The organism is Micromonospora sp. NPDC048871, from assembly GCF_043198155.1.
Taxonomy (GTDB): domain Bacteria; phylum Actinomycetota; class Actinomycetes; order Mycobacteriales; family Micromonosporaceae; genus Micromonospora.
This window is the reverse complement of record NZ_JBICUM010000002.1, coordinates 491369-513655: the sequence shown is the minus strand read 5'-3', so window position 1 is coordinate 513655 and position 22287 is coordinate 491369. Positions and strand designations below refer to the sequence as shown.

General features: G+C 71.6%; 20 protein-coding genes. 15 read left to right on the top strand and 5 right to left on the bottom strand.

Translation table 11 applies throughout. The features are described 5' to 3' along the window. The first annotated feature begins 57 nt into the window (after positions 1 to 57). The 3 genes from ACGFIK_RS06940 to ACGFIK_RS06930 are packed head-to-tail and all read left to right on the top strand — an operon-like array spanning position 58 to position 3112. Entirely contained in the window at positions 58 to 1167 is a 1110-nt protein-coding gene (locus ACGFIK_RS06940) for a MoxR family ATPase (protein ID WP_327025040.1), read from the top strand. Beyond that, positions 1146 to 2165, top strand: a complete 1020-nt coding sequence (locus ACGFIK_RS06935; RefSeq protein WP_393338154.1) for a DUF58 domain-containing protein — start codon at positions 1146 to 1148, stop codon at positions 2163 to 2165. The genes ACGFIK_RS06940 and ACGFIK_RS06935 overlap by 22 nt, the downstream gene beginning before the upstream one ends. Next, on the top strand, positions 2162 to 3112 hold the full coding sequence (locus ACGFIK_RS06930; RefSeq protein WP_327025042.1) for a VWA domain-containing protein: 951 nt from the start codon (positions 2162 to 2164) through the stop codon (positions 3110 to 3112). The genes ACGFIK_RS06935 and ACGFIK_RS06930 overlap by 4 nt, the downstream gene beginning before the upstream one ends. A 107-nt stretch (positions 3113 to 3219) precedes the next feature. On the opposite strand, the gene ACGFIK_RS06925 is transcribed toward ACGFIK_RS06930, so the two are convergent. Beyond that, on the bottom strand, positions 3220 to 3345 hold the full coding sequence (locus ACGFIK_RS06925) for a hypothetical protein (protein ID WP_327025043.1): 126 nt from the start codon (positions 3343 to 3345) through the stop codon (positions 3220 to 3222). Positions 3346 to 3860: 515 nt separating this feature from the next. On the opposite strand from ACGFIK_RS06925, the gene fabG reads away from it, so the two are divergent. From fabG to ACGFIK_RS06905, 4 genes are all read left to right on the top strand, one after another. After that, positions 3861 to 4565: a 3-oxoacyl-ACP reductase FabG gene (gene fabG, locus ACGFIK_RS06920; protein ID WP_393338151.1), complete on the top strand. Its 705-nt coding sequence runs from the start codon at positions 3861 to 3863 to the stop codon at positions 4563 to 4565. Between the two features lie 42 nt (positions 4566 to 4607). Then, positions 4608 to 5375, top strand: coding sequence for an enoyl-ACP reductase FabI (gene fabI / locus ACGFIK_RS06915; protein ID WP_327027050.1), 768 nt, complete (start codon positions 4608 to 4610; stop codon positions 5373 to 5375). A gap of 112 nt (positions 5376 to 5487) precedes the next feature. Beyond that, on the top strand, positions 5488 to 6519 hold the full coding sequence (locus ACGFIK_RS06910; RefSeq protein ID WP_393338148.1) for a ferrochelatase: 1032 nt from the start codon (positions 5488 to 5490) through the stop codon (positions 6517 to 6519). After that, on the top strand, positions 6468 to 7337 hold the full coding sequence (locus ACGFIK_RS06905; RefSeq protein ID WP_327025046.1) for an HAD-IIA family hydrolase: 870 nt from the start codon (positions 6468 to 6470) through the stop codon (positions 7335 to 7337). Before ACGFIK_RS06910 ends, ACGFIK_RS06905 begins: the two co-directional genes overlap by 52 nt. A gap of 31 nt (positions 7338 to 7368) precedes the next feature. Here the strand turns inward: ACGFIK_RS06905 and ACGFIK_RS06900 are convergent, their stop codons facing one another. Next, positions 7369 to 8145: an alpha/beta hydrolase gene (locus ACGFIK_RS06900; RefSeq protein ID WP_327025047.1), complete on the bottom strand. Its 777-nt coding sequence runs from the start codon at positions 8143 to 8145 to the stop codon at positions 7369 to 7371. 13 nt (positions 8146 to 8158) lie between these two features. Beyond that, positions 8159 to 8953, bottom strand: coding sequence for a hypothetical protein (locus tag ACGFIK_RS06895; protein ID WP_327025048.1), 795 nt, complete (start codon positions 8951 to 8953; stop codon positions 8159 to 8161). A gap of 242 nt (positions 8954 to 9195) precedes the next feature. Here ACGFIK_RS06895 and ACGFIK_RS06890 point away from each other — a divergent pair, with 242 nt between their 5' ends. Both ACGFIK_RS06890 and ACGFIK_RS06885 read left to right on the top strand, forming a co-directional pair. Further along, positions 9196 to 10008, top strand: a complete 813-nt coding sequence (locus tag ACGFIK_RS06890; protein WP_327025049.1) for a DUF3097 domain-containing protein — start codon at positions 9196 to 9198, stop codon at positions 10006 to 10008. 84 nt (positions 10009 to 10092) lie between these two features. Then, positions 10093 to 11373 carry an AI-2E family transporter gene (locus ACGFIK_RS06885; protein ID WP_327025050.1) on the top strand — a complete coding sequence of 427 codons (1281 nt, stop codon included), beginning with the start codon at positions 10093 to 10095 and terminating at the stop codon, positions 11371 to 11373. A 107-nt stretch (positions 11374 to 11480) separates the two neighbouring features. Here ACGFIK_RS06885 and ACGFIK_RS06880 read toward each other — a convergent pair whose 3' ends face one another. Next, positions 11481 to 12800, bottom strand: coding sequence for a serine hydrolase domain-containing protein (locus ACGFIK_RS06880; protein WP_393338143.1), 1320 nt, complete (start codon positions 12798 to 12800; stop codon positions 11481 to 11483). Positions 12801 to 12882: 82 nt separating this feature from the next. Here ACGFIK_RS06880 and ACGFIK_RS06875 point away from each other — a divergent pair, with 82 nt between their 5' ends. From ACGFIK_RS06875 to ACGFIK_RS06860, 4 genes are all read left to right on the top strand, one after another. Next, positions 12883 to 13353, top strand: a complete 471-nt coding sequence (locus tag ACGFIK_RS06875; RefSeq protein ID WP_327025052.1) for an NfeD family protein — start codon at positions 12883 to 12885, stop codon at positions 13351 to 13353. A gap of 4 nt (positions 13354 to 13357) precedes the next feature. Further along, positions 13358 to 14467 (top strand): SPFH domain-containing protein, encoded by a 1110-nt coding sequence (locus ACGFIK_RS06870; protein WP_357529716.1) that lies wholly within the window; start codon positions 13358 to 13360, stop codon positions 14465 to 14467. Positions 14468 to 14761: 294 nt separating this feature from the next. After that, complete coding sequence (locus ACGFIK_RS06865; protein WP_327025054.1) at positions 14762 to 15553, top strand: hypothetical protein; 792 nt, start codon at positions 14762 to 14764, stop codon at positions 15551 to 15553. A 95-nt stretch (positions 15554 to 15648) separates the two neighbouring features. Then, positions 15649 to 17862, top strand: coding sequence for a transglycosylase domain-containing protein (locus ACGFIK_RS06860; protein ID WP_393338545.1), 2214 nt, complete (start codon positions 15649 to 15651; stop codon positions 17860 to 17862). 75 nt (positions 17863 to 17937) lie between these two features. On the opposite strand, the gene ACGFIK_RS06855 is transcribed toward ACGFIK_RS06860, so the two are convergent. Further along, on the bottom strand, positions 17938 to 19788 hold the full coding sequence (locus ACGFIK_RS06855; RefSeq protein WP_393338140.1) for a thiamine pyrophosphate-requiring protein: 1851 nt from the start codon (positions 19786 to 19788) through the stop codon (positions 17938 to 17940). A gap of 485 nt (positions 19789 to 20273) precedes the next feature. Here ACGFIK_RS06855 and ACGFIK_RS06850 point away from each other — a divergent pair, with 485 nt between their 5' ends. Continuing rightward, the gene (locus ACGFIK_RS06850) at positions 20274 to 21248 is read left to right on the top strand and encodes a winged helix-turn-helix domain-containing protein (RefSeq protein WP_327025056.1); all 975 of its coding nucleotides are present in this window, start codon (positions 20274 to 20276) and stop codon (positions 21246 to 21248) included. 34 nt (positions 21249 to 21282) lie between these two features. Continuing rightward, positions 21283 to 22227: an RNA polymerase sigma-70 factor gene (locus ACGFIK_RS06845; protein WP_327025057.1), complete on the top strand. Its 945-nt coding sequence runs from the start codon at positions 21283 to 21285 to the stop codon at positions 22225 to 22227. Positions 22228 to 22287 lie beyond the last annotated feature (60 nt).

Genomic DNA, 22287 nt, shown 5'->3' with positions numbered 1-22287 from the left:
CATGCGAGGCTTGGTAGCGCACACGCCGCGACGACCGATTCATGCTGTGGAGGACCGGTGGCCCAGCCGACCACGCCCGACGCCCCGACCCCGAACGGGACGCAGCCGCAGGCGCCCGCCGCGCCGACCACACCGGCGCAGGACGCCGGCCTGCTGGAGCGGGCCCTGTTCGAGATCAAACGGGTGATCGTCGGGCAGGACCGGATGGTGGAGCGGATGTTCGTCGCCCTGCTGGCCCGGGGGCACTGCCTGCTGGAGGGGGTGCCCGGGGTGGCCAAGACCCTGGCGGTGGAGACCCTGGCCAAGGTCGTCGGCGGCTCCTTCGCCCGGGTGCAGTTCACCCCGGACCTGGTGCCGGCCGACATCATGGGCACCCGGATCTACCGGCAGTCCAGCGAGAAGTTCGACGTGGAGCTGGGCCCGGTGTTCGTCAACTTCCTGCTCGCCGACGAGATCAACCGGGCCCCGGCCAAGGTGCAGTCGGCGCTGCTGGAGGTGATGAGCGAGCGGCAGGTCTCCATCGGCGGGGAGAGCCACCGGGTACCGAACCCCTTCCTGGTGATGGCCACCCAGAACCCGATCGAGCAGGAGGGGGTCTACCCCCTGCCGGAGGCCCAGCGGGACCGTTTCCTCATGAAGATCGTCGTGGGTTATCCGACCGACGCGGAGGAGCGGGAGATCGTCTACCGGATGGGGGTGGCCCCGCCCGAGCCCACCACGGTCTTCGACACCGAGGACCTGATCGCCCTGCAACGCAAGGCCGACCAGGTGTTCGTACACAATGCCCTGATCGACTACGCGGTGCGGCTGGTGCTGGCCACCCGTACCCCCGCCGAGCACGGGATGCCCGACGTGGCGCGACTGATCCAGTACGGTGCCAGCCCACGGGCCTCCCTCGGTCTGGTCCGGGCCACCCGGGCGCTGGCCCTGCTGCGCGGACGGGACTACGCCCTGCCGCAGGACGTTCAGGACATCGCCCCGGACATCCTGCGACACCGGCTGGTGCTCAGCTACGACGCCCTGGCCGACGACGTGCCGGCCGACCACGTGGTGCATCGGGTCATGTCGACCATCCCGATGCCCTCGGTGGCGCCCCGGCAGCAGGCCACCCCGCCGCCACCGGGGGCGGGGGCACCGACCTCGGGGTGGCCCGGGCAGCGGCCGTGACCTCGACCACCCCTCCTAGCGGTCACCGGGAACCGACGTCGGCGGCGGACAACCGCTCCGGGGCCGTGCTGGCCCGGTTGCAGCTGCTGGTCACCCGCAAACTCGACGGGCTGCTGCAGGGCGACTACGCCGGGCTGCTGCCGGGCCCGGGCAGTGAGGCGGGCGAGTCCCGGGAGTACCGCCCCGGTGACGACGTACGCCGGATGGACTGGCCGGTCACCGCCCGCACCACCACCCCGCACGTACGCCGTACGGTGGCCGACCGTGAGCTGGAGACCTGGTTGGCGGTGGACCTGTCGGCGAGCCTCGACTTCGGCACCGGCCGGTGGCTCAAGCGGGAGGTGGTGATCGCCGCGGCGGCGGCCATCACCCACCTGACCGTCCGGGGCGGCAACCGGATCGGCGCGGTGGTCGGCAGCGGCGACGAGGTGCCCGCCCAGCGTCGGGGTCGCCGGTCGGCACCCGTACCCGTCGGGCCGGGGCGGCTGGTCCGGCTGCCGGCCCGGTCCGGGCGCAAGGAGGCCCAGGGCATGCTGCGGGCCATCGCCGGCACGGAGAGTCGGCCCGGCCGCAGTGACCTGGGCGCACTGGTGGACATGCTCAACCGCCCACCCCGGCGGCGTGGAGTCGCGGTGGTCATCTCCGACTTCCTGGCCCCGCCGACCCAGTGGGCCCGCCCGCTGCGCAAGCTGCGGGTACGCCACGACGTGCTGGCGATCGAGGTGGTCGATCCGCGGGAACTGGAGCTACCGGACGTCGGGGTGCTGCCCGTCGTCGACCCGGAGACCGGGGAACTGCACGAGGTGCAGACCGCCGATCGGGGCCTGCGGCACCGGTACGCGGCGGCGGCAGCCGCCCAGCGCGCGGAGATCTCCGCCGCCCTGCGTACCGCCGGTGCCGCACACCTGCGACTGCGTACGGACCGAGACTGGCTGCTGGACATGGTGCGCTTCGTTGCCGGGCAACGGCACGCGCGTACCCGGGGGACGACACGATGATCCGACTGCTCCAACCGTGGTGGCTGCTGGCCGTACTGCCGGTGCTCGCCCTGGCCGCGCTGTACGTCTGGCGGCAGTTGCGCCGCCGGGAGTACGCGATGCGGTTCACCAACGTGGACCTGCTGCGTACGGTGGCGCCGAAGGGACTGGGCTGGCGGCGGCACGTTCCGGCGACCGCCTTCCTGCTGGCTCTGCTGGTGCTGGCCGGTGCCCTGGCCCGCCCGGCGATGGACACCCGGGAACCCCTGGAACGCGCCACCATCATGCTGGCCATCGACGTGTCGCTGTCGATGCAGGCCGACGACGTGCCCCCGAACCGCCTGGAGGCGGCCCAGGAGGCGGCCAAGCAGTTCGTCCGGGAACTACCGGAGACGTACAACGTGGGGTTGGTCTCCTTCGCCAAGTCGGCGAACGTGCTGGTGCCCCCGACCAAGGACCGTCCGGCGGTGACCAGTGCGATCGACGGGCTGGTGCTGGCCGAGGCGACCGCCACCGGGGAGGCAGTCTTCACCTGCCTGGAGGCGATCCGGTCGGTACCGGCCGACGGGGCGGCCGGGATCCCCCCGGCCCGGATCGTGCTGCTGTCCGACGGCTTCCGCACGGCCGGCCGGTCGGTGGAGGAGGCCGCCGCAGCGGCCCAGGCGGCCAACGTGCCGGTCTCCACGATCGCCTTCGGTACGGACGCCGGTCATGTGGCCATCGGCGGGCAGTTGCAACGGGTGCCGGTGGACCGGATGGCCCTGGCCGCCCTGGCCGAGACGACCGAGGGCTACTTCTACGAGGCCGCCTCGGTCAGCGAGCTCAAGCAGGTGTACCAGGACATGGGCAGCTCGATCGGCTTCCGGACCGAGGCCCGGGAGATCACCCAGTGGTACGCCGGCATCGCCCTGCTGCTGGCCCTCTGCGCCGGGGCGACCAGCCTGCTCTGGTCCTCCCGCCTGGTCTGACTGTCCCCGGCCCTGCCGTGGTGATCACGCTCGATCCGGGATCGAGTGGCTTGGCGGCGTGCGCTTAGCCACTCGATCCCGGATCGAGCACGATCCCACCGGGGCGGTCAGTGGGTGCCGCTGGCCATCACGAACAGGACGGCCACCCAGACGGCGGCGAGGGTGAAGCCCAGCGGGGCGACGTAGCGGCTCATGACAGACTCCGGGGTGAGCGGTTCGTCGGCCCGGGACATGGCGGGACCGGCGAGGAGTGAATCGGGGACGCACACACTCGAAGTCGTGACCGGGGGCTTCCGGTTGGCACCCGCAGGATCGACCACTGCGGCTTACGGCCGAAGGGCGGTGGCGGGTGCGCGGGGAGCGGGCCAGCTCAGGCGGAGAGATGCTCAGCGTGACTGGCGGTCGGCCCGGCCACGACTGGGAGGATCGCTATCTGGCACAGCGATCACCTCCTGAGGTCGGGGTCGGTCCGGGCGATACGGGTCGCCGAGCGACCCGCGAACGCCCGTCAGCGTACACCCGGTACCGCCCCGGGGCGCATTCGGTCGACCGCCCCCGCGAACCGGGGTCGACTGTCCGGCGGCGGAGGCCGGAAAGGCTGGCAGTCGACGGGATGGCCCCGCATGGGCACACTTCCGCCGTCCGAGATGGAAGCGAGCACGATAGGTGCGATGACGTGGGACGGGTTAGGGATTACCGTGCGGTAGCACCTAGTCTCCACCCGCAACGATCTTTTGGAGGGACGCCCGTGTCTCGAACTGTGTTGGTTACCGGTGGCAACCGCGGCATCGGTCTGGCCATCGCCCAGGCGTTCGCCAAGCAGGGCGACCGGGTGGCGATCACGCACCGGGGCAGCGGCGCACCCGACGGGATCTTCGGGGTGCGGTGCGACGTCACCGACAGCGAGTCGGTCGACGCGGCGTTCACGGCCGTGGAGGCGGAGTTCGGCCCGGTGGAGGTGCTGGTCGCCAACGCCGGCATCACGGACGACACCCTGCTGCTGCGGATGTCCGAGGAGCAGTTCACCCGGGTGCTGGACACCAACCTGACCGGGGCGTACCGCTGCGCCAAGCGGGCCTCGGCGAAGATGCTGCGGGCCAAGTGGGGTCGCATGATCTTCATCTCCTCGGTGGTCGGTCTCTCCGGCGGGGCCGGTCAGGTCAACTACGCGGCCAGCAAGGCCGGCCTGGTCGGGGTGGCCCGCTCGATCACCCGTGAGCTGGGCAGCCGCAACATCACCGCCAATGTGGTGGCCCCCGGCTTCATCGAGACCGACATGACCGCCGAGCTCTCCGAGGGGCGCAAGGCGGAGATCCTCAGGTCCATCCCGGCGGGCCGGATGGCCAGTTCGGACGAGGTCGCCGAGGTCGTCACCTGGCTGGCCGGCGACAGTGCCGCCTACATCAGCGGCGCGGTCATCCCGGTCGACGGCGGCATGGGCATGGGCCACTGAACCGAGCAGGCCCCTGAACCTGAGCACGGAGGAATGAGCAAAATGTCCGGACTGCTGGCCGGTAAGCGGCTGCTCGTCACCGGCGTCATCACCGACGCCTCCATCGCCTTCTCAGTCGCCAAGCTCGCCCAGGAGAACGGCGCCCAGGTCGTGTTGACCGGGTACGGCCGGCTCTCGCTGGTGGAGCGGATCGCCAAGCGGCTGCCCGAGGCGGCACCCGTCATCGAGCTGGACGTGACCAACTCCGAACACCTGGCCGGGCTGCCCGACAAGGTGCGTGAGCACGTCGACGGCCTGGACGGGGTGGTGCACTCGATCGGGTTCGCCCCGCAGAGCTGCCTCGGCGGGGGATTCCTCGACGCCCCCTGGGAGGACGTGGCGACCGCCCTGCACGTCTCCACGTACTCCTACAAATCCCTGGCCGTCGCGGCGCTGCCGCTGATGTCGCCGGGCGGCGCGGTGGTCGGGCTGACCTTCGACGCCACCCAGGCCTGGCCGGTGTACGACTGGATGGGCGTGGCCAAGGCCGGGCTGGAGTCCACCTCCCGCTACCTGGCCCTGCACCTGGGCAAGCAGGGCATCCGCAGCAACCTGGTCGCCGCCGGTCCGCTGCGGACCATGGCCGCCAGGTCGATCCCCGGCTTCGAGCAGTTCGAGAACGCCTGGTCCGGACGGGCCCCGCTGGGCTGGGACCTAGCCGACCAGGAGCCGGCCGCCCGGGCCTGCCTGGCCCTGCTGTCGGACTGGTTCCCCGCCACCACCGGCGAGATCGTGCACGTCGACGGCGGCTACCACGCAATCGGCGCCTAGGTGAAAGGAAGGGCCCCCTGTTAACGCCTACGGTAGAGCAGGGGGCCCTTCTTAACGGTCGGGACCCGGGGGCGTTGCCGGTACGCCGCCTGGCAGGGGCAAGAATGGCACCATGGCGTACGACGCGTTGGTGCTGGTCTCCTTCGGTGGCCCGGAGGGGCCGGACGACGTGCTGCCCTTCCTCCAGAACGTCACCCGGGGGCGGGGCATCCCGCCGCAGCGGCTGGCCGAGGTCGCCGAGCACTACCAGCACTTCGGCGGAGTCTCCCCGATCAACCAGCAGTGCCGGGACCTGCTGGCCGCGGTCCGCGCCGACTTCGCCGCCCACGGCCTGGACATGCCGGTGTACTGGGGCAACCGCAACTGGCACCCGATGCTCGCGGACACCCTGGCCCAGATGCGCGACGACGGGGTACGCCGGGCCCTGGCGTTCGCCACCAGCGCCTTCGGCGGGTACTCCTCCTGCCGGCAGTACCAGGAGGACATCACCGCCGCCCGGGCCGCGGTCGGCTCGGACGCACCCGTGATCGAGAAGCTGCGCCAGTTCTGGGACCACCCCGGCTTCGTCGAGCCGCACATCGACGCCGTCCGGGCCGCGCTGAGCCGACTGGACCCGGCTCGGCGGGACACCACCCGGCTGGTCTTCACCGCCCACTCCGTACCGGTGACCATGGCCGACAGCGCCGGCCCGCACGGTGGCCGGTACACCGCCCAACTGGCCGAGACGGCCCGGCTGGTGCACGCGGGGGCCGCCCCCGACCTGCCCTACGACCTGGTGTGGCAGAGCCGATCCGGGCCGCCGCACGTCCCGTGGCTGGAGCCGGACATCAACGACCACCTGACCGCCCTGGCCGACCAGCAGGTGACCGGGGTGGTGGTCAGCCCGATCGGTTTCGTCTCCGACCACCTTGAGGTGATCTGGGACCTGGACACCGAGGCGCGGGACACGGCCACCCGACTGGGCCTGGACTATGTCCGGGCGGACACCCCGGGCACCGACCCCCGCTTCGTGACCATGGTGCGGGAGCTGGTCCAGGAACGCATCGACCCGGCCGGGGTCGACCTGCGTCGCCGGCTCGGCGAGCTGCCGATGTGGGACACCTGCCCCTCGGTCTGCTGCGTCCCGCCCCGCCGTCCCTCCTGACCGGCCCTGCCGACCCCGACACCCCTGCGGAGACGAGCATGCAAGACCGTAAACCCGTCGAGAGTTGGCTCACCGACATGGACGGTGTGCTGGTGCACGAGGGACAGCCCATACCGGGTGCCCCGGAGTTCATCAAGCGGATGCGCGCCTCCGGCAAGCCCTTCCTGGTGCTGACCAACAACTCCATCTACACCCCCAGGGACCTGCAGGCCCGCCTGGCCCGGATGGGTCTGGACGTGCCGGAGCAGGCGATCTGGTCCTCCGCGCTGGCCACCGCCCAGTTCCTGGCCGACCAGCGGCCGGGCGGGACCGCGTACGTGATCGGGGAGGCCGGGCTGACCACGGCCCTGCACGCGGTCGGCTACGTGCTCAGCGACTTCGCCCCCGACTACGTGGTGCTGGGGGAGACCCGCACCTACAGCTTCGAGGCGATCACCAAGGCGATCCGGCTGATCAACGACGGGGCCCGGTTCATCTGCACCAACCCGGACGCCACCGGCCCGTCGGTCGAGGGGGCCCTGCCGGCCGCCGGATCCGTGGCCGCGATGATCTCCAAGGCGACCGGGGTGGAGCCGTACTTCGTCGGCAAACCCAACCCGATGATGATGCGCTCGGCGCTGAACACCATCGACGCCCACTCGGAGAGCACCGCGATGATCGGTGACCGGATGGACACCGACATCCTCTGTGGCCTGGAGGCCGGGTTGGAGACCATCCTGGTGCTGACCGGCATCAGCACCCGCACGGAGGCGGAACGCTACCCGTACCGTCCCTCCCGCATCGTCAACTCCGTGGCCGACCTGATCGACGAGATCTGACCGCTGCGGCGTCCGGGCGGATCGGCGCCGGTCAGGCGGGCTCGGTGTCGCGGCGCAGGAAGTCGGCCAGCACCGGAGCCTGCACCGCTGCCGGTACGCCGTGCCACTCGCCGGGCAGGCTGCGTTGTTCGGCGGCGGGCAGCAGGGCGGCCGTGGTGGCGGCCATCGCGGTCAGGTCGGCCGTGCTGCCGGCGCTGTGCAGCACCAGCGTGGGGGTGGCCACCCGCCGCAGCAGTGCCGCGCCGGTGGCTTCGCTGAGCAGACTGTCGTACGCCAGGGTGTGCGCCACCGAGACCATGGCTGTCCAGTGCGGGGTGCCGCGCATCCCGGCCAGCAGGTCGTCCGGTACGCCGATCTCGGTGAGGAAGAACCCCACCGCCTCCTCGCCGCCCGACTCCCGCAGCTTCGCGGTGAAGGCCCGCGCCTCGGCGCGGTCGTCGTCCGTGTCCAGTGGCGGCTCCAACAGGGCCAATCGTCGTACGTCGACACCGGCGGCGGCCGTGTGCAGGGCGAGCAGACAGCCCGAGGAGTACCCGTACAGCGAGACCGGTGCTCCCGCCTCGGCGATCAGGGCGGCCAGGTCCTCGACCTCGCGCTGCGGGGCGTACGGCGGGGTGTCGCCGCTGTCCCCGCGGCCGCGCCGGTCGTAGCGGTAGACCGTGAAGTCCTGGGCCAGCAGGACGGCCAACTCGTCCAGGGGGCTGTTGGCCCGGAAGTGCCCGGCGGCGTCGATGAGGATCAGCGCCGGGCCGGCACCCTCCCGTTCGTAGGCGATCCGCGTCCCGTCCCGGGAGGTTACGAACGGCATGGGGTCCTCCGGGCTACGGCCGCAGGGGGGCGTTGCAGGCGGCGACGAGGGCCTGACGGCAGGCCGTGGTCAGGGGGCGCAGGGCGGCATCGCGCTGCTGGGCCTCGTGGTTGTTGACCGCACCGCCGGGTGCGGCGTGCCCGGCCAGGGCCAGCACCCGGTCGAGTACGGCGGCCCGGGCGAACAACCGGCGCGATCGCGGGTCGAAGCCGGGCGGCAGGTCGGTGGTGCCGTCCGGGCGGCGCAGGGCCTCCAGGGCCCCGGCCAGCTCGGGACGCCACTGGGCGATGTCCAGTCGGGTCAGTGCCGCGGTCGTGTCGGCGAGCGCGGCGGCCAGCTCCGCCTCCGCCTCGGCAGCGCCGGGCAGGGTGAGCGCGGCGGCCGGGGCGTTGGCCGGCAGGGGGTACACCCGCCAGAGCACGGTCTCGAAGGTGTCCCCGGAGCCGGAGGTGTGCACCCGTACCTCCGGGATCAGGCCCATCGGGCCGGCGATGACGGCCTCGCCGGTGACCAGGGCGGCCCCGGCGAAGTCACCCGGGCCGGGCAGGCCACGGGGGTCGCCCGGGGCCGGCAGCACCAGCCGGATCTCGTCCGGCGAGAGCTTGGCCAGGGTGGGCAGGGCCTCCCGCAAGGGCACGTCCGTCCAGGTGCCGGGTGCGTCGGCGACCAGGTGCTCCTCGTCACCGGCGACCTCGTCGGCGACTTCGTCGAAGGGCACCAGGCCGGCGCGCCATGCGCGCACCCAGGCAACGAACCGGCTCGACCGGCGCGGCGCAAGGATGGCCGCACCCGCAGCGGGGGTGGACATGCCGAAAGAGTACGTGTTCTTGCCCGCCCCTGTCTCGACTGCCGCACTCCACCCCTTCCCACCCCCTCCCACCCCGCCCCTCCCACCCCCGCCATCTCCCCGTCGATCATGCACTTTTGGTCGCTGGTTCATGCACTTCTGCACCTTTCGTCGCGACGCTAAGTGCATGATCGGCGGCCAGAGGGCGGGGTGGGCGGCGCGTCGAGATGTGGGGTCGGGTGGGTGGGACTAGCGTGCCGGGGATGGGGCGGCGGTATGGCGAGGACGTTCTGGCGGGGGACTGGCGGCGGCGGAAGGTGATTCCGGAGGTCGACGCCGAGGCGGACCTGGTGGTCGAGGACGCCGATTCGGGTTTCTGTGGCGCGGTGGTCGGGTTCGAGTCCGGTGCGGTGGTGCTGGAGGACCGGCACGGTAAGCGGCGCAACTTCCCGCTGCGTCCCGCCGCCTTCCTGCTCGACGGTCAGCCGGTCACCCTGCGCCGACCCGCCCGGGCGCCGGTGCCGGCCGCGCGTCGGCGTACCGCCTCGGGTTCCGTAGCGGTCGAGGGGGCACGCGCCCGCGTCGCCCGGGCCAGCCGGATCTGGGTGGAGGGGGTGCACGACGCCGCCCTGGTCGAGCGGATCTGGGGCGACGACCTACGCATCGAGGGCGTGGTGGTGGAACCCCTGGAGGGCATCGACGACCTGGACGCCGCGGTACGCGAGTTCGGCCCGGCCCCGCACCGGCGGCTCGGCGTTCTCGTCGACCATCTCGTGCCCGGCTCGAAGGAGAGCCGGATAGTGGCCCGGGTGACCTCGCCACACGTGCTGGTCACCGGGCATCCGTACGTCGATGTGTGGCAGGCGGTGAAGCCGGCGGCGCTGGGCATCCGGGCGTGGCCGGTGGTGCCGCCGGGGCGGCCGTGGAAGGAGGGGGTCTGCGCGGCGCTAGGGGTCGCCGAGCCGGCCGACATGTGGCGGCACATCCTGTCCCGGGTCAACACCTACGCGGAGGTGGAGACCCCGCTGATCAACGCCATGGAGCGGTTGATCGATTTCGTCACCGAGCCGGGCTGATCCGCGCCCTCGGCGGTCTGTGTCGGGCGGGGCCGCAGGCGCTACGGTGTACCGCCTGATCCCTACCACTCCCGGGGGTGCCGGTTGAGCCGCTTCGAGCAGCCGCGACGGCGGGTGCGTCAGGCGTTCCAGGTGGGACGCGCGTCCGTACGCGCCGCCCGCGAGCGACAGCGCGAACGAGCGGCGATCCGCGCCCAAGAGGCGGTCGCCGTCCCGCCGCCCTGGCAGCCCGTGCCGCCGGTCGACGGCGGTGGCTCGACGACCAGCCGGGACGACTCCGATGTGCCGAAGGCACTGCGGATCGCCGCCGCCTGGTCCTGGCGGCTGATCGTGATCGGGGTGGTCGGCTGGGCGCTGCTGCGCCTGATGGGCACCGTTCGCATCGTCATCGTTCCCCTGCTGGTGGCCCTGCTGCTGACCGCCCTGCTGGCCCCGGCGGTCGGGTGGCTGCTGCGGTTGCGGGTACCCCGGAGCCTGGCCACTGCGGTGGTGCTGATCAGCGGGCTCGGCGCGGTGGTGGGCACCCTGACCCTGGTGGTCAACCAGTTCATCGTCGGTCTGCCCGACCTGAGTGTGCGGGCCTCGGCCGGCATCGGGCAGATCCAGGACTGGTTGCGCGACGGCCCCCTCGGGCTGTCCGACGGGCAGCTCAACGGCTACGTCGAGGCCGGCCAGAAGTGGATCAACGAGAACAGTCAGTCCCTGACCAGCGGGGCGATCAACACCGCCGGCACGGTGTTCGAGGTGTTCACCGGCACCCTGCTGGTGCTGTTCGCGATGTTCTTCTTCCTGCGCGACGGTGACCGGATCTGGCGGTTCCTGGTCGGGATGCTGCCGGTGGCGGCCCGTTGGCGGGCCGACGACGCCGGTCGGGCCTCCTGGTTGACCCTGGTGGCCTACGTCCGGGCCACCGTGCTGGTGGCCTTCATCGACGCGCTGGGCATCGGGATCGCCCTGGTGCTGTTCGACGTGCCGTTCGCCTTCCCACTGGCCGCACTGGTGTTCCTCGGCGCCTTCATCCCGATCGTCGGTGCCACCCTGTCCGGTGCGGTGGCGGTGCTGGTCGCCCTGGTCGACAGCGGCTGGGTCACCGCCCTGGCGATTCTCGGGGCGGTGATCGTGGTGCAGCAGCTGGAGGGCAACGTCCTCCAGCCCTGGATCATGGGTCGGGCGGTGGCCCTGCACCCGCTGCCGGTGGTGCTGGCGGTGACCGCCGGGGTGGTGCTCGACGGCATCGTCGGAGCACTCGTCGCCGTACCGTTGATCGCCGTGCTCAACACCGCGGTCCGCCGCCTGGCCCGCCGCCCCCCGGAACCGGCCCCGCCGGTCCCGGACGCGGTGGTCGTCCGCTCCACCGCGCCATAACACCCCCCACCCCGACCCGGGCCCGCTGCGTTGATCATGAGGCTAGCGGCGGGGACACCGCTTTCCTGTACCGGCAACCTCATGATCAACGCGGGTGGGCAGGTGGGTCAGGGGATTTGGTCGGGGGAGCGGGTGAAGACGAAGGTGGCGATGTCCAGGGTCACCGGGCGGCCCGTCTGGTCGCGGAGCACGGCCAGCACCTCGCCGTGTTCCTCGCCGCTGACGGCCCGCCACCGGTCCGGGCCTTCCGGGCGGTAGCGGCTGACCGGATCACCCGGCATGGTCCCGACCAGTTCCCCGGTAGTGGCGTCCCAGACGAGGTCCAGGGGAATGCCCATCCACCACCAGCGGCCGGTCAGGGCGGCCACGTCGGCCGGGGGCGGTGTGTCGACCGGCGACCAGGCTCGGGGCGGCGTCGGTTCGGCGTCCAGGACCTGGGTGAGCAGCTGCCGGCCCAGGGTGCCGAGACCGCCGACCCGGAAGGCGTACGCGTTGGCGAAACCGACCACCGCGGTACGACTGGGGCGATGCACCTCCAGCACGGCCAGGTAACCGGGCATCGAGCCGCCGTGTCCGGCGTACACCCGCTCGCCCTCGCGGTGCAGTGCCAGTCCGAGCCCGCGTCCGGCCCGCCAGGAGTCCAGGTCGACCATCGCCATCGGGGCGCACATCTCGTCCAGGGTCTGCGGGGCCAGGACGGCCGGATCGGGCTCGGCCAGGAAGGCCGCCCAGCGGGCCAGGTCCGCCACGGTGGACCAGAGCTGCCCGGCCGGTGCCATGGCCCCGGTGTCCGTAAGCGGTTCCTCCCGCAGGGTGTCGTGCCACGGGTGCACCACATAGCCGGGGGCGAACGGCGCGGTGGCGGCGTAGGTGGTGCGATGCATCCCCAGGGGGTCGAGGATCCGCTCCCGCAGCAGTTGCTCCCACGGGGTCTTCGTGATCCGTTCCAGGGCCCCGCCGAGCAGCCCGTACGCCAGGTTGGAGTAGTGGAAGGCGCGGTGCGGGGGGTACGCGACCTTCGCGGCGGAGAATCCGGCCAGCAGCGTACGTAGATCGACCCCGTCGCTACGTTCCCACCACGGTCCGTCCGGCTCCCGTTGCAGACCGCTGATGTGTCCGAGCAACTGCCGCAGGGTGACCGGCCCGGCCGCCTCGGCCTCCGGCAGATGCCGCCGCAGGGGGTCGTCGAGCGCCAGCCGACCGGCGTCGCGTTCCTGCATGATCAGCGCCGCGGTCATCGTCTTGGTGATCGAACCGATCCGAAACTGCAGGTCGGCGTCGGGAGTCGGGTGGGTGCCGGCGGCGCTCAGATGGACCAGAGCGCCGTCGCGGATCACCCCGACGATCAATGACGGAACGTGACCGGTCAACTGGGCCTCGGCCACCAGGACGTCGAGCTGACGGGCGGTTTCCGGACGTAGCGACATCTTCTACCCTCCGTAGTGGTGACCGAGAGCTTACGATCATGTCAATTCGATGACACGTGCATTCCCATGTCACGATCGTGTTATGGATGCCGTGTTCTGGATCGTGCTGGGCGTGGTGCTGGCGGTCGCTGAGATCTTCACGGCGACCCTGTTCGTGCTCATGTTCGCGGTCGGTGCGTTCGCCGCTGCCGGTGCCGCCGCGCTCGGTGCTCCGGTGGCGGTGCAGGCGGTCGTCTTCGCGGCCGTCTCGGCGCTGACCGTCCTGGCGGCGCGGCCGGTGATCCGGCGACACAGGCAGTCGGCGTTGGAGAGCGGCGACACCGCGTTCGGGATCGAGGCGATCGAGGGCTCCACCGCCCTGGTGTTGGAGCAGGTCGACTCCGACAAGGGCATGGTGAAGATCGACGGCGAGGTGTGGACCGCCCGAGCCTACGACGGCACCCAGGTTTTGGCTCCCGGCGAACGGGTGCAGGTTATTCAGGTCAAGGGAGCGGTAGCCCTGGTCTGGCGGGATGTTGCGACGCCCACTGAGCTACCCGAAGTGGAGAGGTGACCGGATGGAACTCGTGATTCCCGTCCTTTTGATAGGTATCGCCCTGATCGGGGTGATCACCCTGGCCAAGGCGCTGCGGATCGTCCCGCAGCAGCGCCAGGACGTGGTCGAGCGGCTGGGTCGCTACAAGCGCACCCTCAACCCGGGGCTGAACCTGCTCGTGCCGTTCGTCGACTCGGTGCGTACCAAGGTCGACATGCGGGAGCAGGTGGTCAGCTTCCCGCCGCAGCCGGTGATCACCTCGGACAACCTGGTCGTGTCGATCGACACCGTCCTGTACTTCAAGGTGGTCGACTCGGTCCGGGCCACCTACGAGATCTCCAACTTCCTCCAGGCCATCGAGCAGCTCACCGTCACCACCCTGCGTAACGTGATCGGCTCGCTGGACCTGGAGCGGGCGCTGACCAGCCGCGAGGAGATCAACCGGCACCTGTCCGGGGTGCTGGACGAGACCACCGGTCGGTGGGGCATCAAGGTGACCCGGGTGGAGATCAAGGCGATCGAGCCGCCGCCGAGCATCCGTGACTCGATGGAGAAGCAGATGCGCGCCGAGCGGGACCGCCGCGCCGCGATCCTCAACGCCGAGGGGCACAAGCAGTCGCAGATCCTCACCGCCGAGGGTGAGAAGCAGGCCGCGGTGCTGCGCGCCGACGGTGACCGGCAGGCCCGGATCCTCCAGGCGGAGGGCCAGGCCAAGGCGATCCGTACCGTCTTCGACGCGATCCACACCGCCAACCCGAGCCAGAAGGTGCTCGCCTACCAGTACCTCCAGGCCCTGCCGCAGATCGCCAACGGCACCGCCAACAAGGTGTGGATCGTGCCGGCCGAGCTGACCAAGGCCCTGGAGGGCATGGGCGGCGCACTCGGCGGGCTGAGCCAGATGGTCGGCGACGCGCCGAGCCCGAAGGCCTCCGACGACGCCAGCGCCGTCGAGCGCGAGGCCGCCGAGGCGGCCCAGGCCGCCGCCGCTGCCGCCCAGGAGATCCACAACGAGGTACGGGTGGCCGAGGCGCAGGCCACCGGCGGCAAGACCCCGCAGGGGCTGCCCGCCCCGGAGCCGGTCTCGCCGACCAGCCTGCTCAACGACCCGACCGACCAACGCGAACGCGCCTGATCCTCCCGCACAGCCGGCGGGCGCGCCCATCCCCTGGGCGCGCCCGCCGTTTCGCCGTTATGGCGCGGTCCGGCTGGCGTGGTCCCCGCCGTTACGCCGTAACGGCGCGGTCCGGCCCGCCTTGACCCCGCCGTTTCGGCGTAACGGAGTCGATCTTCGGCATCGGTAATGCGAGAAAGCCTCATGGCGGGCTGCGGTGTTTGCCACCATCGGTCGTAGGGCCGGTCCGGCCTGGGGCACCGGGGCGCTCTCGGGTGCGTCCCGCGCGAGGTCTGTGGATGAGCGAGGTGAGGCATGGATCCGCTGCGCCGTTTGTGGTCCGCGCCGCAGGTGCCGGGCAAGCACGATCCCCAGGGCCCGTTGGGTACCCGGCGGACCGGGGGTGGCTTCGGGGTACTGCCCTTCGTCGACGACCCGGGCCCACCCAGGCCGGCCACCAACGCCAGTTGGGCCTGGTCACTGCGCCGGCTGGCCCGAGCGGCGGTCTGGCTGCTGCCGGCGTACGCGATTCTTTATGGTCTGGTCGCGATGGCCAGCGACGGCGGGGTCGGCAATGATCCCTACCCGGCCGACGGGCGGGCCCTGTACCTGGTCGGCTGGGTGGCCGCGGTCTGGCTCGGCCTGCTGGCCCTGCTCGGGCTGACCGGCCTGCTGGCCGCCACCCGCAGCCGTCATTCCGCCGTCGCCGGACTGCTGATCAGCATCGCCGGTACGGTGCTGATGCTGCCGTTCGCCGGGCTGGCCGAACAGACACCGGTCTTCGGTACCACCGCACGGACCCTGGTGCTGGTGGGCGCCACCTGCTACAGCCTGGGCTGGCTGTGCACCGGTTGGGCGGTGGCCCGGTCGGGGGCGTTCAGCATCGGCGACGGCGTCATGCTGATGATCGCCAGCCCGCTGCTGGGTCTGGGGGGCGCGTTGATCGGTTCCTTGCAGACCTTCGGGGCGATCTTCGTGCTGATCGCCAGCATCGGCATCGCGTACCGTTCCGGGCGGCTGATGCCCCGGGAGATCCTCTACGACGCGGCCAGCGCCAGCGTCGCCACGGCCCGCCCACCCGGCCCGATCGGCCCCGGCCCGGCCTGACCAGGGCAAAGAGTGCTGGAGGCTTGCCGTGAATTGGCTGACAACCCGGCCGTTGAGGTGGTCGGTAGGTGGCTTTCGCGGCAATCCTGGGGACCATGGCCTCCCCTACGCCGCTGTCGCGGCTGTTCACCGTGCTGCTGACCGGCGTGCTCGCCGGACTCGTGCTGGCGGTCGCCGTACTGCCGGTCAATCTGGTGTTCGGCTTCGCCGCCCAGGCCGCGCTCGGTAACTACGCCGCACTGCCGGACGCCTTGCGGACCCCGGCCACCCCGCAGCGTTCCTACCTCTACGCCAACGACGGCAAGACGTTGATCACCACCTTCTACGACGTCAACCGCACGGACGTGCCGCTGGTGGAGATCGCGCCGGTGATGCGCCAGGCCATCGTGGCCGCCGAGGACCGCCGCTTCTACGACCACGGCGGGGTCGACCTGCGCGGCATGGCGCGGGCCCTGGTCAGCAACGCCACCTCCGGCACCGAGCAGGGGGGCTCGACGCTGACCATGCAGTACGTGCGCAACGTGCTCAAGACCGACCCGAACCGCACCGCGGAGGAACGGGCCGAGGCCACCGCGCCGACCATCGGGCGCAAGATCCAGGAGATCCGGTACGCCAACGCCCTGGAACAGAGCCTCGGCAAGGACGAGATCCTCAACCGCTACCTGAACATCGCGTACTTCGGTTCCGGGGCGTACGGCATCGCCGCCGCCAGCCAGCGCTACTTCTCCAAGGCACCGGCGGACCTGACCCTCGCCGAGGCGGCCCTGCTCGCCGGTCTGGTGCAGGCGCCGGAGGCGTACAGCCCGATCGACGGTGACGCCGACGCGGCGCTGACCCGGCGGGGGTACGTCCTGGATGCCATGGTCGCCACCGGGGCGATCACCGCCGAGCAGGCGAGGAGCGCGAAAGCCGAGAAGTTGAAGCTGGACCCCAGCGACCAGGCCAACGGCTGCGCGGCCACGGTCAGCTCCCGCGACGGGTGGGGCTTCTTCTGTGACTACCTGCGCCGCTGGTGGTTGGAGCAGCCGGCCTTCGGCGACACCGTCGCCGAGCGGGAGCAGGCGCTGCGCCGGGGTGGCTACAACGTGGTCACCACCCTCGACCCGCAGATCCAGAAGACCGCGCAGCAGCAGGCCACCAGCATCTACGGGTACGACAACAAGCGCGCGGTGCCGATCGCCGCGGTCGAACCGGGCACCGGTCGGATCCTCGCCATGGCGGTCAACCGGCACTACAGCCTGGACGACAACCCGGATGGGCAGGTCAACTACCCGAACACCGTCAACCCGCTGATCTCCGGTGGCGGCAGCGTCGCCGGTTATCAGGCCGGCTCGACCTTCAAGCTGTTCACCATGCTGGCTGCCCTGGAGTCCGGGCGTACCCTGGCGACCGGTTTCGACGCGCCCAGCAGGCTGCCCACCCGGTACGCCGCCGGCACCGACGACAGCAGCTGCAACGGCCAGTGGTGCCCGGCGAACGCCAACCCGCAGTGGATGAACGGCTACCGGATGATGTGGGACGGCTTCGGCCGCTCGGTCAACACGTACTTCGTCTGGCTGGCCGAGCAGGTCGGCCAGGACAAGGTGGTCGAGATGGCCCAGCGGCTGGGCATCACCTTCCGCGCCGAGGCCGACGCGCGCTTTGCCGAGGACAACGCGTCCAACTGGGGGGCCTTCACCCTCGGCGTGTCCGCCACCACCCCGCTGGACCTGGCCAACGCGTACGCCACCGTGGCGGCCGAGGGCACGTACTGCGCGCCGTTGCCCGTGGTGTCGGTGACCGCGCCGGACGGGCAGCGGCTGCCGGTCGGTGACCCCTCCTGCCGGCAGGTGCTCGACCCGGACGTGGCGCGGGCCGCCACCGACGCGGCGCGCTGCCCGGTGGGTCAGCAGTCGGCGTTCGCGCAGTGCAACGGTGGTACGGCCACTGCGGTGAACCGCATCCTCGACGGGCGTCCGGTGGCCGGTAAGACCGGCAGCTCCGAGCAGGCCGCCACGGAGACCTTCGTCGGCTTCACCCCGCAGGTGGCGGTGGCCGGCATCGCCGCCAATCCGGACGACCCCACCGACCTGGTCGGCTCCGCCGTGCAGGCCCGGGTCATCGAGGCGGTGGCCCGGATCATCCGTACGGCGATCGACGGCGAACCGGCTGAGTCCTTCACCGCCCCCAGCCGCACCCTGGTCGGCGACCCCCGCCGCCCGGTCGAGCGTCGTCCGATCGAGCGCGCCCCCTCGACCACGCCCCGCTCACCCGACCCGGGATCCGACCCGGAGTCCGACCTGCCCCGCTGGCTGCAAGGCCGAGGCTGACGGCCGCAGCGCCGGCGTGCTTTGTTAGCAAGGGGCCCTTCCTATACGCCAGGCGTTAATAAGGTGCCCTTCCTTTCATGCTCGGCGGGGGCGGTAGGTGGTGACCATGGTGGGTAGGCCGCGGCGGATGATGCCGGCCCAGTCGGTGTCGCCGCGCAGGATCGCGGCGGCGGTGTTGCGGGCCTGTTCGGCGGTGAAGTGTGGGGGCATCATCAGCTCGGCCGGGTCGACCAGGGCGTTGATGACGGTGGGGCGGTCGGCGTTCAACGCCCGCTCCCAGGCCCCGGCCACCTGATCGGGGCGGTCCACCATCTCACCGTGCAGCCCCAGGACCTCGGCCCAGCGGTGGTAGCCGATGTCCGGCAACTGCTGGCTGTCCGGGAACATCGGGGTGCCCTCGCTGGAGCGCTGTTCCCAGCTGACGAAGGCCAGATCCCGGTTGTTGAGCACCAGCACCACGAACCGGGGGTCGGCCCAGCCCCGCCAGTACTTCGCCACCGTGATCAGTTCGTTGACCCCGTTCATCTGCATCGCCCCGTCCCCGATCAGGGCCACCAGCGGCCGGTCCGGGTGGGCGAACTTCGCGGCCAGGGCGTACGGCATGGCTCCGCCCATGGACAGCAGGGTGCCGGAGAGGCTGGCCAGCATCCCGGGGCGGACCTTGACGTGTCGGGCGTACCAGGCGGTGGTGGTGCCGCAGTCCACGGCGAGTAGCACGTCCTCGGGCAGCCGTTCGCTGAGGCTGGCGAACCACCGTTGCGGGTTGACCGGGTCGGCGTTCTGCTCGGCGAGTTTCCGCTGGGACTGCCGCCAGGCGGCGGTGGCCCCGGCGATGGTCTGTCGCCAGCGGGTCGGCCCGGGGCCGGGGCCCAGTTCGCGCAGCAGGGCCCGCAGGGTGGGTGCGGCGTCCCCGGTCAGGTTCACCTCGGTCGGGTACCGCAGGCCCAGTTGGGTGCCGTCGTGGTCGATCTGCACCCCCCGGGCCTGACCGGGTGGGGGATAGAACTCCGAGTACGGCATGTTGCTGCCGACGATCAGCAGCCGGTCGCACTCGTTCATCAGCTGCCAGCTAGGGCGGGTGCCGAGCAGACCGATCGCCCCGGTCACCCAGGGCTCCCGGTGGTCCACCACGGTGAACCCGAGCAGGGCGGTGGCCACCCCGGCGCCGAGGCGGTGGGCGATCTCGCGTACCTCGGTCTCGGCGCCGATCGCCCCTTGGCCGACCAGCATGGCCACCCGCTCGCCACCGCGCAGCACCTCGGCGGCGTGCCGGATGTCGGCCTCCGGCGGCACGGTCGGGCCGGTGCTGGGCACGCTGCTGGTGTGGTAGAAGCCGTGGGCGTGCGGTGGATCCGGGACGGCGGCCAGGTCCTGCACGTCCAGGGGGAGCACCAACGCGGCGACCGTACGCCGGGCCAGGGCCGTGCGGCAGGCCCGGTCCACCAGGTGCCGTACCTGGGAGGGATGGTCCAGTTGGGCCAGGAAGGCCGCCGCGACGTCCTTGTAGAGGGCCAGCAGGTCCACCTCCTGGTAGTAGCCTCCTCCCTCGGCGGTCGAGGCGGTGTGCCCGACCAGGGCCACCACCGGCTGGTGGTCCAGCTTGGCGTCGTACAGGCCGTTGAGGGCGTGGATGGCCCCCGGCCCGCTGGTGACCAGTACGGCCCCGATCGGCCCGCCGCCGTACTTGACGTGGGCCGAGGCGGCGAAGCCGGCGGTCTCCTCGTGGCGTACCTGGACGAACTGGGTCTGCTGGCCGGTGCGTTGCAGGGCGGAGGTCATGCCGTTGATGCCGTCGCCGGGGTAGCCGAAGTACCGGCGTACCCCCCAGCAGGCCAGTCGCTGCACGATGTGGTCCGCCACGGTGGCGTTGCGGGGCAGGGGCCACGGGTCGGCTGGCACCAGAGTGCCGACATGTCCTGCGCTCACCTGGGCCGCCTCTCGGGTAGTACCGGCGAACGCACATTCCCGGCACCACCCGGACGAAACACCCCGACGTGGGTCAGGTCCGGCGCGGATGGTGGTGAAGAAGGTCCACCGGCCGCCCGGGGACGTACCCGGGCGGTGCGTGAAGTCGGTAACCCCGGCTCACCCCGTCATGGTTCAGGGTCAGGGCATGTTGCCCTGGGCCCGGCGACACGGCGGGGGCCGCCCCCGTCGTCGTGGGTGGCGTTTGCACATCGCCACTACCACACGCCGCGGCCCCCACCACCAGGCAAACCGACACGCACCACCCGAGCAGCCGACGCATGCCGCCCCCTCCCGGCCGTTGGTCTGCCTCACTCTCACCGGCGGGCCGACACCCCGACAACCCTTTCGGCGTACGCCGAAAAGCACCCCGGGTCCCTCCGGCGTACCCGGAAAACGCTTGCCCCCCCTCGGCGTACGCCCGGAACTGCTGGCAACCTTGAGGGGTGATCTCCCTGCGGCTCACTGCGGCGGACCTGACCCGGATCCGGTTCGGTAGCCGTCCACATCCGGTCGGCAACACGATCCTGGCCAGCCAGGCCCTGCGGGATCCGGTGGTGGCCGCGCGGATGCCGGAGATGGCCGCCCGTGCCCAGGCCGCCTCGGCGAGCACCGCCGCCCTGCGCCACCTGCTGCCGGCCCGGGGCCTGCTGCCCGACTTCCTCACCCCGGTGCAGGGGATCGAGTCGGTGGCCGCCGGCATCGAGACCATCCGGGCCACCCCGCGTCGCCAGATCACCGCAGAGCTCACCGAGACGTACGCCAAACTGCCGCCCAGCCTGTGGCGGCGGCGGTTCGTGTCGGCCGACCCGGAGATGCTGGATCTGCTGATGACGGCGGTGGACCACTACTTCGACGCCGTGCTCGCCCCGGCCTGGTCGCACCTGACCGCGGCCCACCGGGCGCATGTCGACCTGCGGGCCCGCACCTACGCCCGATCCGGAGTGGACGGCCTGCTCAACGAACTGCACCCGGCGATCCGGTGGCGTCCGCCGATCCTGGAGATCGACAGTTGGTGGAGCGCGGAGCTGACCGGAAACGGTGAGGGCATCCTGCTCATCCCCGGTCCACTGGCCGGTCTGCGCCCCCGGGTGCTGGTCCGAACCGGACAGCCGGTGCTGCTGGTGTACCCGGTCATCGCCCCGCCCGAACCCCCACCGACCAGGACGGACCCCCTGGCCCAACTGCTCGGCGGCACCCGGGCGGCCGTGCTGCGCCGACTGGCCGAACCCGGCCGGCACACCACCACGGCGGTGGGTCGACACCTCGGCATCAGCGTCTCCTCGGCCTCCGAACACGCCGCCGCGCTGCGGGCCGCCGGGCTGATCACCAGCGAACGTCTCGGCGGCGCCAAGGTGCACCGGCTGACCCCCCTCGGCATCCACCTGCTAGCCGGTGACAGCCGTCCGCCGGGCGGGTAGCGGGCACCTCACCCGGATGGGTGACACTCGGAACATGTCGCTCAGCGCGCAGGACGTGGAACTGTTCGAGGGGGCCAGGGGTCGGCTGGAGGCGGTGGCCTACCGCCTGCTCGGCTCGGCCGGGGACGCCGAGGACATGGTCCAGGAGACCTTCCTGCGCTGGCAGGCCGCCGACCGCGCCCGGATCGAGCAGCCCGTGGCGTGGCTGACCAAGGTGCTCACCAACCTGTGCCTCAACCAGCTCACCTCGGCCCGGGCCCGGCGGGAGAGCTACGTGGGCATGTGGCTGCCGGAGCCCCTGCTGGCCGGGGACCGGATGCTCGGCCCGGTGGACACCGTGGAGCAGCGGGAATCGGTGTCCCTGGCGGTGCTGACCCTGATGGAGCGGCTGTCGGCCAATGAACGCGCCGTGTACGTGCTGCGGGCCGCCTTCGGCTACCCGCACGCGGAGATCGCCGAGATCCTCGACCTCACCGAGGCCAACTGTCAGCAGCTCTACCGGCGGGCCAAGCAGCACCTGGCCGCCGGTCGCCACCGCGTCCAGGTCGACCAGACCGCCGCCCGCAACATCGTGGCGGAGTTCCTGGCTGCCGCGAACAGTGGTCAGACCACACGGCTGGTCGAGTTGCTGACCGAGGACGCGGTGAGCGTCGGTGACGGTGGTGGGAAGGTCCCCGCCCGGTCCACCCCGGTCGTCGGTGCGCTGGCGGTGGCCAGGTTGCTGCGCGGACTCTTCCAGGCCGTCGACCTGCGGCGGAAGGTGCTCGGGGGATCCGCCACCATGTACGCCGAGATCGTCAACGGCGAACCGGCCGTGGTGGTCGTCGTCGGCGACCGGATCGTCGGGGTACTGGCGCTGGAGGTGACCCCCGAGGGGGTGGCGGCCGTGCGCGCCCAGGCCAACCCCGACAAGCTGGCCCGCATCACCCGGCTCTGGTCGGCCAGCCCCCCGGCCGAACCCGTCCTGGACCGGTGGTGACCGGGACCACACCCGATCCCTGTCAGCAATCGCCGGGCTGCCCGGTTCAGAAGGCGTACG